This is a genomic window from Pedobacter sp. ok626 (assembly GCF_900100435.1).
In the GTDB taxonomy this organism is placed as follows: Bacteria; Bacteroidota; Bacteroidia; order Sphingobacteriales; family Sphingobacteriaceae; genus Pedobacter.
The window spans coordinates 122,086-135,678 of the sequence record NZ_FNEX01000009.1; the positions used below are offsets into that span (position 1 = coordinate 122,086).

Consider the following 13,593-nt stretch of genomic DNA (forward strand, 5'->3'; position numbering starts at 1 on the left):
TTAAAAAGTGAAGTTTACACCAAAATTATACAGCCTTGTAATCGGGTAATCGCGACTGTTCGTCAACTCCGGATCAAACTCTTTTGTAGGTAGTTTATCCCAGGTAAAGAGGTTCAGGCCGTTGGCATAAATACGCAAACGTTTTGCACCAATCGCACTGCTCCATTTTGATGGCAGACTATAACCAATTTCCATGTTTTTTAACCTCAGATAGCTCGCATTGAGAATGAAAAAGGAGTTTGGCCTTTCATTGGGATTAGATTGAGTAGAAATGCGGGGATAATTGATTGGCATTCCACTGGCTGCACGTTCTGCTGTCCAGCTCTCCAGATGCCTTGCCACATAATTTTTGTCAGCAAAAACCCCCTGATCACTATAATAGTTAGAAACATTTGAAATCCCCTGAAACAGGACACTAAAATCAAATCCTTTATAAGTCAGGTTAAATGCTGCACCATACTGATATTCCGGAACTGTTGAATAGCCAATCGGTGCCATATCTCTTTCATTGATCAGGTTATCGTTGTTCAAATCCTTATACTTAAAATCACCAGGTCTGGATTCATGTCCACCTACATTTTGTACAGGAGAATTGGCGATGTCATTCGCGTCCCTAAAATACCGATCTACCTGATATCCGAACATCTGTCCTATCCGGTAACCGGTTTCCCTATAGCGGTAAGCATAATCTTCAGGCAGCAAGGGCTCATCTGCATAGATTTGCCTGTTTGTTGCATAATTCAGATTGACGCGGGCCAACACAGACAGATCCTTATTGAAGGATTTCTTATAATTCAATTCAACTTCAAATCCTTTGTTTTCTACTACACCAATATTTACCGGTGGCAATACCGAGATAGGAAGCCCGTTCAGTTCCGGAATCGTCCCCCTGTTACGCAAAATGTTGTCTCTCTTTTCATAAAACACATCAGCCACCAGATTAAACTGGTTAAATAATCCCATCTCCAATCCAAGATTGTATTTTTTTGCAACCTCCCATTGTAACTGCGCATTTTTTAATAAATTATAATTGATGGTTTGTGCATTGCCCAAACTACCGGAGAAACCACCTCCAACAACCTGTATATCATCCAGGTATAAAAACCTTCTGCTCCCGATGCGGTCATTACCTACTTTACCAAACGAACCTCTTAATTTCAACAAATTCACAACAGGGTTATTCTGTAGAAACGATTCATTTGAGATGAGCCAGCTGGCAGAAACTGCCGGAAAAAATCCGAAACGCTGGCCCTCAGCAAATTGCTCAGAACCGTTGTAACCTGCGTTAAATTCCAGAAAGTACCGTGAGTTGTAACCATACGTAAATCTCGAAGCCAGTCCCATTAACTTGAATGGCAGCTCATTATTGATTACATTATTTTGTTGCTGATACAGCAGCATACCTGAGAAATCATGCTTACCAATCGTTTTTGCATAGTTTATGAACCCCTGAAAATTAGATAAGGTTTCAAAATTCCGCCCACCCCCAATGGATAATGGCGTATTCTGGTCGTTATTGAACGGTCGGTAGTACACACTATCGCGTCCGTCAGCTCCTTGTAAATTAGGATTAATGATCTGTATGTATTTTTCATATTTCCTTGTCGCTTCAAGATTATTAACTGTCCGTGCATCGAATGAAACTACAGCCCTTGCCGATAAACCTTTGGTAATAAAGTCAAGGTTTTGCTCCATACCGTAAGTAGCCAACACATTACTTCTTTTCTGCTGTGTATAACCAGAACGGTTGATCAGACCATAGGCTGGATGGTCAATATCGGAATAGGTAATCACCTGCCCATCGGGTGTAAGCGGGCCGGGTACAACTGCCGGCATCCGGTTCATAAAATAGATGATCCAATCCGTTGGATTATCGCCACCTAAAGCATAGGGACTATTCCTTTGCTCCAGGTAACCAGCTACATTTAAAAATGCTTTTAAATTCTTATTCAGCTGAATATCGATATTTGATCGGAAATTATAACGGTTAAGTTTAAAGCTCGGATCGTAGCTAAGATCTTTTTCGGTATTAAACTGTCCTCCCTGATTAAGATAACCGGCATTTACAAAATACTTCGTGGTTTTACTCGCTCCAGAAACATTCAGGTTATACCGTTGCTGATAAGAATAATCCTTAATCAGCAGTTTACGCCAGTCTGTATTCGCGTAACGCAAGGGATCTTCCTGAGTTTTGTAGTATTTCAATGATTGACTAGAATATTCAGCAGGTAAGCCGTCGTTCGTAAGTGCCAGATTTTTTAGTGTTGCAAAGTCGTAAGCATTAACCGGACTGATAAAGCGTGGAAAATCCTGTGCACCGGCCTCTGCTACAAAATTGATTTCCGGAGTTTCAGAAGTTCCTCTTTTTGTGGTGACCAAAATAACACCATTAGCTCCTCTAACCCCAAAAATAGCTGTAGATGAGGCATCCTTTAAGATTGTCACCGACTCCACCTCATTCGGATCAATATATGTCAGATCACGCTCAATTCCATCTACAAGGATGATCGGGCTTTGTGCATTTACCGTTCCCTGCCCCCTAATGAACAATTGCGTAATGTCCCGACCAGGCTGACCACTACGTTGGATAGAAGTTAATCCAGGTAATCTTCCTGCCAGGGTTACCGCTAAATTTGCTGCAGGACTTTGTTTAATTTCTTTGGTTTTAATAGAAGAGATTGCTCCGGTAACTGTTTCCTTTTTTTGTGTACCGTAGGCTACGACAACCACCTCATCCAGACCACCTGCTACAGCGATCAGCGATACATTAATATTGCTCTCCGTTCCTACAGTAATTTCCTGGGTCTGGTAACCGATATAGCTAAATACCAGTACCGATCCAGGTTCAGCCTGAATGGTATAACTTCCTTCCGAATTGGTAACGGTTCCCGTTTTGGTCCCCTTTATCAAGACAGACACTCCAATAAGTGTTTCTCCTGTCTCATCCTTCACTTTACCTGTAACAGGCTTTTGTTCTGCCCTTACAGATGGTTTGTCCAGAGATGGTTTGATAATTACCGTTTTATCTTTGATCTGATAAACCAATGGCTGTGCGGTAAAAATCTTATTCAGCGCTTCCTCAATAGTCACATCATTGAGCTGTGCCGTTACTGGTTTTGCTCTCCCGAGCACATCTTTTTTGATATACAGAAAATTGTAGCCGCTTTGTTTTCTCAGCTGTTCTATGACGTCCTGCAGATCGGCATTCTTTGATGAAAGGGTTATTCTCTGTGCAACGCTGGAAGCGCTTACCTGCATCAGACCCATCAGCAATAAAAACACAGTTACTCTCATAACTAATAATATTTTTTTATATCGGCCAGCTATGGGCATAGCGGTCTTGATAAAAGCATTTAAATTCATACTTTTGGTTGTTTGGGTTTATTCAAGATTTCTTTTCGATTATTTTATCCGGATATGATCCAGGTATTGAATAGCCCAGGCTTATAACGTGGAAGTGGTGAGACACTTTCACGTTTTTATTGCACTAAGCTTCCCTAAAAGAGGTCAGGTAGGTCTTATTTTCATACGTCGTTTAGTATTTGGTTAAATATTTGGTTATTTACTCACTATAATTTTGTTTTTGATGATGCTGAATTTAACGAGACCGGTAGACTGCAACATGTCCAGTAACTGGGTAATATCCTGATAGCGGGACACCGTTCCTTCTAAACCACTTTGCGGAATTTCTCCTTTATATATAACCTCTACATCATACCAACGTGATACTTTGCGCATGATGCTCTGAATATTTTCATCTTTAAATTTAAAAAAGCCTATTTTCCAGGCAATGGCCTCTTCAACGTCTGCCTGCTTAACATTGAACTCATCACCTGACAAAAGTGATTGTTCTCCGGGCTTTAGGATAGCCTGCTCTCCCTCCAACGTTTTCGCATTTGAATTAAGCTTTTGTACTTTTACACTGCCTTCAATCAAAGTCGTTTTTACATTGTTTTCGTTAGCATAGGCGTTCACATTAAAATGCGTTCCTAAAACTTCAATCCGCTGTTCTTTGCTCTCTACAATGAAAGGGTGTTTTTTATCCCTGGCAATCTCAAAATAAGCCTCGCCAATCAACTCTATCTTTCTTGTCGCATGATTTGCAAAACTTACCGGGTATTTAATTGTTGAAGCAGCATTAAGCCAAACCTCACTCTGGTCAGGTAAACGTATCCGATAAGTTTCTCCATTTGAGGTAGAAAGTGTATTCAATTGATTAGAATTGTTATCTGTACCAATGATTTCATAAATGATCTGGCCATCTGCCGACTTTGAAATCTTTACGCCAGCCTCTTTAGCAAGTTCACCATTTGCAACACTAGAAAGGACTATTTTCTTACCATTTGCGAGGGTAAGTGTAGCACTGTTTTTTCCAGGCACAATGGCATGAACAACAGTTCGCTGATTTGATGACACGGAGCTTTTATGATTGAAAAAGAATAAACCACTTGCCAATACGATCAGTACACATGCAGCGGCAACCAGATATTTATAACCCGGTGATTTTTTATTCAGTGGTATGCTACGCGCAGCCACTTCATGCGAAAGTATATCCCGAAGGATTTCCTGTTCATTCCGGATTTGCAAAGCAGATTTATCTTCAGCCAATACTTCTATCCATTGCTGGTCCCAATGCATTTTAAGCGCTTGCTCTGCATCTTCATCCTGCAACAACTGATCAAACTCCTGCTGCTCATCTTCAGAAGCTGTTTTTCGTTTAATCTTATCATACAGAAGTATAATTCTATTCGGTTCCATTATTACAAAGACACCATACCTCCGGTAACCGGGGGTATTGAACATAAAATAAATTAAAAAATTATTTGCCGGTGGCAAATTTTCTTATGGAAATGGGCTTCATACATTGCAAAGGCACCAGTTAGGATAATCCCGGGGGTTTTAAAAGATTAAAAAAGTTTTAATGTAATCAATATAGCTGCTATCCCACCATGGTTACGCATCGTATTTCGCACAGATTTTAAAGCTATTTTCATATAGGACTGAACTGTTAAAACTGAAATATTAAGTTGTTTAGCCGCTTCCTCATACTTCAGACCTTGAATTTGGCACAAATTATAGACTTCACGTTGCTGGGCAGGTAACTTTGCTATGGCTTTTTCATACAATCCTTTTGCTTCATTTAACAGTATTGTTTCTTCAGTTTCATTGCTTTCATCTCTCCAGCCTAAGGTAGCTTCTCTATTTTTGCCTGCCTCCCGTCTTAATTGCCGCAATTTATTATAACAACGGTTTCTACACATTACTCGCATGTAGCTTTCTATGTTATTTACATTACTCAATTCATCGCCTAGCATCCAGACCTTTAGCATAACTTCCTGCATTAATTCTTCGGCATGTAATTCATCGTCAAGAATACGATATGCAAAAAGGAAAACCGTTTTATTATACTTATAGTAGAACAAGCTAAATGCATGCTCATCACCTGTTGCTATCTTCTGCAACAGATCACCATCACTATAAAATGGTCTTAGAACCATACAGGATAATATTTGCTATAAATAAAGTTAAAGGCATATTGCGAAAGGATGTCGGCATTTAATAATTCCTAAACAACAAATCTATATATTTTTAAACAATGATACTTATTATTCGCCAAAATTGCATAAGCTGTAAAAACAAAAAGCCTGCAATCATTTGATTTGCAGGCTTTTACGTAGTTTTGATACTATTCTCTGGTGATCCCGCTGGGATTCGAACCCAGGACCACTACATTAAAAGTGTAATGCTCTACCAGCTGAGCTACGGAATCATTCCCTTGTTTGAAGGAGTGCAAAAGTATAAAAATTATGCGTATTTCAAACCTTAACAAGAATTTAATTTCAACTTAACACTAATATTTCCTTTAAGGGATTGATTTATAGGTTGAAAATTTAATCCTCGTTCTAATATTTTCTGCTTTAAATACCTATTTTTATAAGCATAGTATTTCTTTAACCTTTTTGCACAACTAACACAATGAAAAAAGTCTTAATTTTTATTGCCTTATGCCTGGTTGCTAAGCTCAGTAGCGCACAGATTTTAAATCCTGTAAAATGGAGCTATGCGGCTAAACGCATCAATTCAAAAGAAGCCATCGTTTATCTAAAAGCAACAATTGACAATGGCTGGCATATCTATTCCCAAAATATTGCAGCTGATGGACCGACGAAAACAGCATTCTCCTTCCATCCATCAAAAGATTATGTGTTAAACGGCAAGACAATTGAACCTAAACCTATTAGTCATTTTGACAGAATGTTTAATATGAAGATCGGATACTTTGAAAAGACTGTAATATTTCAGCAGAAGATTAACATAAAGTCAAAAGGAAAAATAGCTGTTAAAGGCAAGTTAGAATTTGGAACATGCGACGACACTCAATGTTTGCCTCCTCAGGAAATTGAGTTTAATGTAGCAGTCTAATTTCCAGATATAGCTCAATTTGGATCGTATTCAGGGCTGTTCTTTACAGCTTCCTTTGAAACATCAACAGTGATTGATGAACTTTCCCAATTGAGTTCTTTTATCCATTCAGGTGAGATCAGGACCTTTTTGCCAGGGAACCAATTACCAGTATCGACAACCAAAAATGATATCTTCCAGTCCTTATCCACGATAAGATCCGACACATCCCCTATTTCGCCATCTGTAACATGAATCCGGTATCCTTTGATTTCGCTGGTACTACGAAGGTGCGGGTCGCCTGATTTCTTTTCGCTTCGCTGGAGCGCAATAGCATCTTCGAGTGGCAGCCGGGATTCTACCATCCCCATCATGCCCATACCCCCATAAAACCCTGCTCCTACAGGATCGCCATAAGGCCATTGATAATGATGATATAATGCAAGCTCCTGCTGACGAGAGACCGGCATATCAGTATCAATATCAGGACTGTGTTTAACCTGATCCTTTGTCAGATTAACAGGAAATGATTTATGCTCCCAATCCGGCTCCTTCAGTGCTCCCGGTGAAATTAGAACTTTGCGTTCCATTAGCCAGCCGCCAGTTTTTACGACCAGATAACGTATTGTCCAGGTTTCATCATCAAAATAAAACTCGTCAACTTTTCCAATTTCCCCATCGGTTTCCGCCATGGCGAAACCGATCATACTTTTTATGTTGCGTTGCATGATACAAGTATTTCTGGTTAAACAATTTTAAAATTGATTTGTTTAATCGCCAGAAAGTAAATACTTATGAAGAAGAGAAGAAATTTTATAATCTCTGGAATCTTGATTGTCATTGCAGGCTTCTTAACTAATTATGCGTGGGGTACTGAAAAAAACGCTTTAAGTGTTTCCTTAATGATCTTGGCAACCGCACTTTTCTTGACAAGCATAGTCATCTTTGTGCTTAACTTTAAAGAGTAAGTCCGCTCGGGTTGTTTGCCTTTTCTACAACAAGTTCTCCCAATTCAACTTTGAGCATATTATTCATTGCAACCGTTTCGATAAACATAGCAGTTTGGATCTCGTTTTCCAGTTTCAACCGATCATCTATTTTCGCCGTATCAACCATTTCGCCATTACCAGTTTCAGAATTATGGTTTGCATGCTGGCAGCCTTGAAAAGTAAGACCGACAATGATCAATATCAATGATAAAACGCCATTTTTCATGATATGAATTTTACTCATTTGAATTCATGAGCCTTAACCGATAAATACTAAAACAATACCGGCTTGGATTGGTTTAAAAAATCAAACCTTTTTATCACTAAAAATTAAGATTATGAGCATTGTAAAAGTAATTGAAGTTATCGCCTCATCAGAAAGTGGATTTGAGGATGCTGTAAGAAATGCAGTAACGGAGGTATCAAAAACGATAAAAAATATTGACTCGGTCTATGTCAAGGATTTTAAAGTACATCTTAAAAATAATCAAATCACATCTTATGGCGTGATCTGTAAAGTCTCTTTCCGTGTAGAATAAAGAGCCTTATAAAAGCAAAAGCCTTACAGCAAAAGGCTTTTGCTTTTATCCTGATTATAATGGATAACTTGCCAGTATACTAGAGATTTCCTTTATTGTTTTTATACTGAAAGGATGGCGACCAGATAACCACCTCTTGATTTCGTCCGGATTGATGTCAAGGGAAACAGCAAGGTCAATTTCTGAAAGACCATTATCGGCTAAAGCTTTCGCAGCCTTACTGGCAATGTCAAGATTCAGCTGTGTTAATTCCTCTATTGCGGGGTTTCCGCTTTCTTCTAACCATATGGATACAAAATCGTTCTCTTCCATGTATGTTCTTCGTAATTGTTTTAAGTATTCCGGTCCTTCAACACCGTTTGTTAGTTTGCGCGGCAAATCTAAGGAGATTAATTAAATTGTTGTATCTAAATTTACCCGTAGATTTCCCATTTCTCAAGGAAAACATTTTGGAGTCAATATTTTTTTCGCTTATTTAGTGTAAACGAAGGAGACAAATAGCATAAGGCATCAAGCAAAAAATGAATATAGAACCGCTGACTGCATCTGAAAAGAAAAAACTGAAAAGCCTGCTGATACAGCGGTTAATCTTCCTGGTTATCTTTATTACGCCATTGGTATATGCCTATGTGATCTTTATTAAAAATGTGATTAAAGATATAGCAAACAACCATATTAACGGGCTAACTTGGTTTGGGATTATCCTTATCATCGTATTTACCATCTTGCTTATAGCTGTATTGATCCCTTTTTACATACGCACCTTTAAACACTGTCTTCAATCTTCCAAAAGGGTGATAGATACGGTTATACAGAGCGTAACAGTAGAAAACCAAATAGGCAGTGTTTTACCGCCCCGCTATATTATAAAAACCGAATATCAGGAACTGGATAGTTGGGCAACGGCAGTGTTGGGTCAGGGGCTTAGTCCCCAACACTTAAAACCTGGGATGGCTGTTCGTATCCATTGTACGATCGATCGCAGCCATGATATACTGTTTATAGAAAGGCGTTAATAGCGATATTGATGCTTAAATAACTATAACCTTTGACAAATCAACCACTAATAAACCTTTAAGCGCGGCATAGGTTAACTTATCCATCATAGCGCCGTCAAAGTCAACGGTCTGGAAGGCACGATAAGACCTATTGGTGACAGAAAAAGGCAGACGAAAGGACACGTTTTTTAGTGTCGCCCCTCTAAATGAAACGTTGTTTAGTGCGGACTTATCAAACTGGACACCGATAAAAGTATGCCCTTCAAAATGTATTCCCCGCAGATCTGAATATTTAAAATCCACCCCATTAAAAACGCAGTTTTCAAAAACTGTTTGTCTAAGGTCTACCATGGTCAGCTTCACATCGGTAAGTTTCGCATCGATGAATTTTGTTCCAGCTAGTGAAGACTTATTGAAGTTGGTGCGAACGAGAACCGACTTGCAGAAGCTAGCGTTTGCAAGTTCAGTGATAGAAAAGCTACAGTCTGTCAGATTTGCCCCATCAAAATTGGCTTCACGTGCATCGCTAACCTCAAACGAACTACCCGTAAGATCGGAACCAGCAAAGTTGGCTGCGAACATGGGGCTTGCTTTGAATTTTCCATTGTGTAAATTAGTCCCTGAAAAATCACTCCTTTCCAGATTAACTGCAGTCAGTTTTATTGGAATCTGACGCTCCTGCCCTATTTGCTCCATATCACTGTCAATGGGTAGATCCATATTAGTTTCAGCTTCTGAAGATTGAGTGTTTTCTGAAAAATAGTTCAGATCAACGTTTAAAATTTCAGCGAGTCGGTTAAAAGTAGTAATATCAGGCATTGACTCACCCCGTTCCCATTTTCCAACTGCCTGTGGGCTAATAAATAGAAATCCAGCAAGCTGAGCCTGGGATATATTTATCTTCTTTCGTGCTTCGGCTATTTTATTGCCAATCATTTTAGTGTTTAACATAGCATATCTTTTTATTTTTTCGACACTGCAAATGTATCCAGCTGCACATCCGGAATCAAAAATTCTCGACTACTTATAGTTGCATCTCCACTACTTATAGTTGTTATCTGGCAAAAAAGGTCAGTTTAACGCAAAAAACTTACTAAAATCAATTTCATTCGGAATTTGGGATCGATTCTGTCAGGATGAGCTGATTTTTCTGATCATAATAAGTGCAAGTCAGCAATGATAAATTCACTATCCATCTATCGATTCCTGTTTCTGCACAATGCCTGCAAAAGCTAAGGTAATCTGTTTGCCCCGCCTGATGCATTTTCAAATACTTCATAAACTTTTTCTTATGACTTACAGCAGCGACGACTAAAGGTTCATACTTTGCCTTGGAGCTTAGCTGATGGCCATTATTCCCGAAATACTGGGTATGACTATCGGATACATAGGTCACAAATTCTTCTACCCCTAATTTTTTGATCGCTTGAATATACTTAGGGAAATCTGCTCCGCTTTTCACTTTTTCATGTTCCTGCTCAATTTGCGCAATTGTAAAAGATTCATCCTGTAAATCGGTGGATTTTGCTTTGAGTTCCGTTTTAGGTTTATTAAAATGTTCAGAATCCCTCACAACTGACATATCATCCCATTCTTTGGTCTGTTCCTGATCTACTGTCCCATCCGCGATTACTGCTCTGAATACCGCCACAGGATTGAAGCTTTTACTATTGATGAGTAGGTTACCAGCAAATGTCTTTTGTATAAACTGAAATGAAAACATAGAAATACATAAACAGCCTGGTTCTATTTCAAAACTAAGTTCCTGCGCAGGAATAACATTATCTCCTGAGCCCCTTGGAATTTCAATAGATTGAATCGGACACATCGTTCTATTTCCATAGGTAAGGTCAAACATCCCCACAGCAATGTTTAACAAGCAAGAACTTGCTTTTACCGGAAATTTCATATCCTTCGAAACATGGATTTCCGGCAACCTAATGGTCAGGATATTTCCATCGATAGGCTGCTCCGGTTGCACAAAGAAATTATCCATTACAGGAGAATCCACATTAAATTCAAAACCATTGAGCCGATCAAAACTGTTGGCTGTAAAATGATAGGTTTCAGATTGAGCGTCGAATGCTTGTCGCAAAGCCTTTTGTACATCGGTTCTAAAGCGATAAACCATGGTTCCATCATAAAAATCTGTGATGACCCCGTATGCATCTCGCCGAAATTGTTCTGCCAGCGTACTGGCGATCCCAAATTGAGTTGCTGCTTTGTGTGTGTTTTTAGTTTGCTGTTTTTTTGTCAACCTGGATTTGGCTGTAACCACTTGCATATTGCGATATTTCTTATAAACAGCAGGTCCTACTATGCCTGTCAGGAATTTTCCGTCAAATTTTGCCATGATCTATATGTTTTTTATAAATAAACATCTGAGCTAAGATAGCGTTCGGATAGCGTACTACAAAATTTAAAGTTAAAAAAAATTAAAAAGGGATCATACTCCATATTTTTATAGAAAAAGATGGAGTATAGTTGCTGTATACTTGGACTATACTTGGAGTATTACACTACTCAGACCGGTCGCTGTCTTATCCGTACATAGCTCTTTTAGGAGTCGACACTGTAACACTCTTTGGGATTTGGCGTCAAAATACAAATGTAATGTCAGATGAAAAAAATTCTAACAATAGCCACCCATCTAGTAGTTTTTTTTACTAGTACCTATGCACAAAGCACTTCAAGTATAGAGAATACAGCGCTCAATCGCATATTAGCGGCTAAGGACAGCCTCTTTTTTGATATTGCATTGAACAGTTGCAAGGTTCAACACTTACCCGATCTTTTTACTACCGATTTCGTATTTCTGCATGATCAAGGACTACATCAACAAACCTACGCCCAATCCAGTGCGGATTTTTTTAAACGCATAGCCGCTACCTGCGGGAAAGTAAAGATGCGCCGCGAAGTTGCCAACTTACAGAGTTTCCGGTTAAATGAGATCACGGCTGTACAAACTGGTGTGCAGCGCTTTTATGTAGATATTAAACCAGTCGAAGAATCAAAATTTACCCGTCATTGGCGCAGAGAAAGAGGCATCTGGAAAATGGCAGATGAAACCGATTACATGGTCAACAATCAGCCCAGTTCCGACCCTGGCAATCGATATGTGCCAGGGCTCTATGTACCCGCATCAGCGGAACTATATCATACCATTGCTAAAATGGATAGTATTTATTTCGATACCTATAACCGTTGTAAGATCGCCCAAATGGATTCACTTACTGCAGACGATATTGAATTCTATCACGACCGCGGAGGCTTTTCACACTCAAAAAAGGAATTACTCGCATCTATACAAAAGAACATCTGTGGCAAGGTGACTCGTATTCTTACACCAGGCAGCATGGAAGTTTACGAAATACCGGGTTATGGCGCAGTCCAATTCGGCTATCATAGCTTTCGCAATGTCAATGAGCCTGGAGAAAGTCATCCGAGCAAGTTTGTTACCCTGTGGCGATTAAAAAATGGCCAGTGGCAAATCACACGAGTAATCAGTTTGCATTGATTAAAGATTCCGGCTTTACTCCTACGTAGCTTGCAATGTGATAGTATTGCTGCAATTGCTCCCAGACCTGGAGAAGTGTTGCTAAGGATAAAATCCGTGTCGCTCAATTATTTGAATGTATTACTGACAAGTGGTAATTTCTATAAAGCTACTGTCCCGTCCTGAAATCACAAGATTGCGAAGTCGCAATTGAATAGCGGAGACAACTTTCAAGTATATTTCATAAATTAGATTTGCAGCTTCAGAACGAGGTCGGCAAGTAAATTGGCACTTATCCTGAGTCCTTCCTGAAATCTGATCCGGATGCATGAGGTCCATGTTTTGTGATTGGACATTTGATGAATTGATTGGTGATCCTATCTGGGAATCCCGTACAGAAATTACTTGTCGTTTATTTTAATTTGTTTGTAAACTCCCAACCTATCATGAAATTTTAGCAAGTACCTGGTCTCTGCGGTTTGATAAGCTACCGCCCACTTCAATTACCTCAATACCAAAATCCCCAATCCAATCGTATAGTAAATTATTAACCCGGCTTCTGAGTTTTGGAAGATCTGTCTGACGGCAAGCTATCAGATCAGGTTCCTCAATTGGAACAAACACGAGAAGGTCAATTCCAGCAATCACCGATTGAGCAGCTTCAAAGAGCAATTGAATGTTCATACCTGGGACTATAACATGCAGATAGGCTAAAATATCAATAACACATCTGTCAAATATCACATTATCTTCACTTTTAGAAACCAGTCTGGCCGAATAATTAAACTGCTCAATAAAATCTTCAGCAGTAGGGATTTCTGAGAATTCATGCCCTGATGTTTCCAGTTGATAGTATGGTTCCATCTCAAGTATATAACCAGGAAGATTCATCAGGAGTTCTTCAGCCAGGGTTGATTTTCCCACCCTGTGAGCACCGACAATTGCAATTCTCATAGTTTACACTTTATTCCTCCAGATAGCTATTATTACTAATTCTTTCCATCAAATTTACCATTTGTATATGTAGGATTTCCTCAAAACAAAAAAGCCTTACAATCCATTGATTTTAAGACTTTTTTTATACGTGATCCCGCTGGGATTCGAACCTAGTCCTGAAATCTACGTTTAAATAGTATTTAGAGGTGTTTTATAATTCGACTCAACGAATC

The 13,593-nt window shown here is 39.1% G+C and carries 13 protein-coding genes and 1 tRNA gene; 4 read left to right on the forward strand and 10 right to left on the reverse strand.

Translation table 11 applies throughout. From position 1 onward, the window contains the following. The 4 genes from BLS35_RS14210 to BLS35_RS14225 form a co-directional block, all read right to left on the reverse strand. Nucleotides 1–3,363, reverse strand: a complete 3,363-nt coding sequence (locus BLS35_RS14210; protein WP_090782124.1) for a TonB-dependent receptor — start codon at nucleotides 3,361–3,363, stop codon at nucleotides 1–3. 195 nt (nucleotides 3,364–3,558) lie between these two features. Beyond that, the gene (locus BLS35_RS14215) at nucleotides 3,559–4,758 is read right to left on the reverse strand and encodes a FecR family protein (RefSeq protein WP_165973390.1); all 1,200 of its coding nucleotides are present in this window, start codon (nucleotides 4,756–4,758) and stop codon (nucleotides 3,559–3,561) included. A gap of 149 nt (nucleotides 4,759–4,907) precedes the next feature. Then, nucleotides 4,908–5,498, reverse strand: coding sequence for an RNA polymerase sigma factor (locus BLS35_RS14220; RefSeq protein ID WP_090782128.1), 591 nt, complete (start codon nucleotides 5,496–5,498; stop codon nucleotides 4,908–4,910). Between the two features lie 196 nt (nucleotides 5,499–5,694). Continuing rightward, a tRNA-Lys gene (locus BLS35_RS14225) sits at nucleotides 5,695–5,770 on the reverse strand. Between the two features lie 206 nt (nucleotides 5,771–5,976). Between BLS35_RS14225 and BLS35_RS14230 the strand changes: the two genes are divergently transcribed. Further along, nucleotides 5,977–6,423: a protein-disulfide reductase DsbD domain-containing protein gene (locus BLS35_RS14230; RefSeq protein ID WP_090782130.1), complete on the forward strand. Its 447-nt coding sequence runs from the start codon at nucleotides 5,977–5,979 to the stop codon at nucleotides 6,421–6,423. Between the two features lie 14 nt (nucleotides 6,424–6,437). On the opposite strand, the gene BLS35_RS14235 is transcribed toward BLS35_RS14230, so the two are convergent. Next, nucleotides 6,438–7,130, reverse strand: coding sequence for a PRC-barrel domain-containing protein (locus BLS35_RS14235; protein WP_090782132.1), 693 nt, complete (start codon nucleotides 7,128–7,130; stop codon nucleotides 6,438–6,440). A 229-nt stretch (nucleotides 7,131–7,359) separates the two neighbouring features. Further along, nucleotides 7,360–7,617 (reverse strand): hypothetical protein, encoded by a 258-nt coding sequence (locus BLS35_RS14240; protein WP_132226058.1) that lies wholly within the window; start codon nucleotides 7,615–7,617, stop codon nucleotides 7,360–7,362. 112 nt (nucleotides 7,618–7,729) lie between these two features. Here BLS35_RS14240 and BLS35_RS14245 point away from each other — a divergent pair, with 112 nt between their 5' ends. After that, nucleotides 7,730–7,930 carry a dodecin family protein gene (locus BLS35_RS14245; RefSeq protein WP_090782136.1) on the forward strand — a complete coding sequence of 67 codons (201 nt, stop codon included), beginning with the start codon at nucleotides 7,730–7,732 and terminating at the stop codon, nucleotides 7,928–7,930. 54 nt (nucleotides 7,931–7,984) lie between these two features. On the opposite strand, the gene BLS35_RS14250 is transcribed toward BLS35_RS14245, so the two are convergent. Further along, nucleotides 7,985–8,308: a helix-turn-helix domain-containing protein gene (locus BLS35_RS14250; protein WP_132226057.1), complete on the reverse strand. Its 324-nt coding sequence runs from the start codon at nucleotides 8,306–8,308 to the stop codon at nucleotides 7,985–7,987. A gap of 143 nt (nucleotides 8,309–8,451) precedes the next feature. Here BLS35_RS14250 and BLS35_RS14255 point away from each other — a divergent pair, with 143 nt between their 5' ends. Next, on the forward strand, nucleotides 8,452–8,946 hold the full coding sequence (locus BLS35_RS14255) for a hypothetical protein (protein WP_090782140.1): 495 nt from the start codon (nucleotides 8,452–8,454) through the stop codon (nucleotides 8,944–8,946). Between the two features lie 15 nt (nucleotides 8,947–8,961). On the opposite strand, the gene BLS35_RS14260 is transcribed toward BLS35_RS14255, so the two are convergent. Then, nucleotides 8,962–9,879: a pentapeptide repeat-containing protein gene (locus tag BLS35_RS14260; protein WP_207909164.1), complete on the reverse strand. Its 918-nt coding sequence runs from the start codon at nucleotides 9,877–9,879 to the stop codon at nucleotides 8,962–8,964. A gap of 154 nt (nucleotides 9,880–10,033) precedes the next feature. Then, nucleotides 10,034–11,281, reverse strand: a complete 1,248-nt coding sequence (locus tag BLS35_RS28180) for a DUF1398 domain-containing protein (protein WP_254778883.1) — start codon at nucleotides 11,279–11,281, stop codon at nucleotides 10,034–10,036. A gap of 267 nt (nucleotides 11,282–11,548) precedes the next feature. Between BLS35_RS28180 and BLS35_RS14270 the strand changes: the two genes are divergently transcribed. Continuing rightward, nucleotides 11,549–12,445 carry a nuclear transport factor 2 family protein gene (locus tag BLS35_RS14270; RefSeq protein WP_090782142.1) on the forward strand — a complete coding sequence of 299 codons (897 nt, stop codon included), beginning with the start codon at nucleotides 11,549–11,551 and terminating at the stop codon, nucleotides 12,443–12,445. Nucleotides 12,446–12,868: 423 nt separating this feature from the next. Here the strand turns inward: BLS35_RS14270 and BLS35_RS14275 are convergent, their stop codons facing one another. Next, entirely contained in the window at nucleotides 12,869–13,378 is a 510-nt protein-coding gene (locus BLS35_RS14275; protein WP_090782144.1) for an AAA family ATPase, read from the reverse strand. Between the last annotated feature and the right edge of the window lie 215 nt (nucleotides 13,379–13,593).

What these genes read in the sequence shown, in the direction of transcription:
- BLS35_RS14210 (WP_090782124.1), bottom strand. Translation starts at nt 3,363, where the DNA reads ATGAATTTAAATGCTTTTATCAAGACCGCTATGCCCATAGCTGGCCGA.
- BLS35_RS14215 (WP_165973390.1), bottom strand. Translation starts at nt 4,758, where the DNA reads ATGGAACCGAATAGAATTATACTTCTGTATGATAAGATTAAACGAAAA.
- BLS35_RS14220 (WP_090782128.1), bottom strand. Translation starts at nt 5,498, where the DNA reads ATGGTTCTAAGACCATTTTATAGTGATGGTGATCTGTTGCAGAAGATA.
- BLS35_RS14230 (WP_090782130.1), top strand. Translation starts at nt 5,977, where the DNA reads ATGAAAAAAGTCTTAATTTTTATTGCCTTATGCCTGGTTGCTAAGCTC.
- BLS35_RS14235 (WP_090782132.1), bottom strand. Translation starts at nt 7,130, where the DNA reads ATGCAACGCAACATAAAAAGTATGATCGGTTTCGCCATGGCGGAAACC.
- BLS35_RS14240 (WP_132226058.1), bottom strand. Translation starts at nt 7,617, where the DNA reads ATGAAAAATGGCGTTTTATCATTGATATTGATCATTGTCGGTCTTACT.
- BLS35_RS14245 (WP_090782136.1), top strand. Translation starts at nt 7,730, where the DNA reads ATGAGCATTGTAAAAGTAATTGAAGTTATCGCCTCATCAGAAAGTGGA.
- BLS35_RS14255 (WP_090782140.1), top strand. Translation starts at nt 8,452, where the DNA reads ATGAATATAGAACCGCTGACTGCATCTGAAAAGAAAAAACTGAAAAGC.
- BLS35_RS14260 (WP_207909164.1), bottom strand. Translation starts at nt 9,879, where the DNA reads ATGTTAAACACTAAAATGATTGGCAATAAAATAGCCGAAGCACGAAAG.
- BLS35_RS28180 (WP_254778883.1), bottom strand. Translation starts at nt 11,281, where the DNA reads ATGGCAAAATTTGACGGAAAATTCCTGACAGGCATAGTAGGACCTGCT.
- BLS35_RS14270 (WP_090782142.1), top strand. Translation starts at nt 11,549, where the DNA reads ATGAAAAAAATTCTAACAATAGCCACCCATCTAGTAGTTTTTTTTACT.
- BLS35_RS14275 (WP_090782144.1), bottom strand. Translation starts at nt 13,378, where the DNA reads ATGAGAATTGCAATTGTCGGTGCTCACAGGGTGGGAAAATCAACCCTG.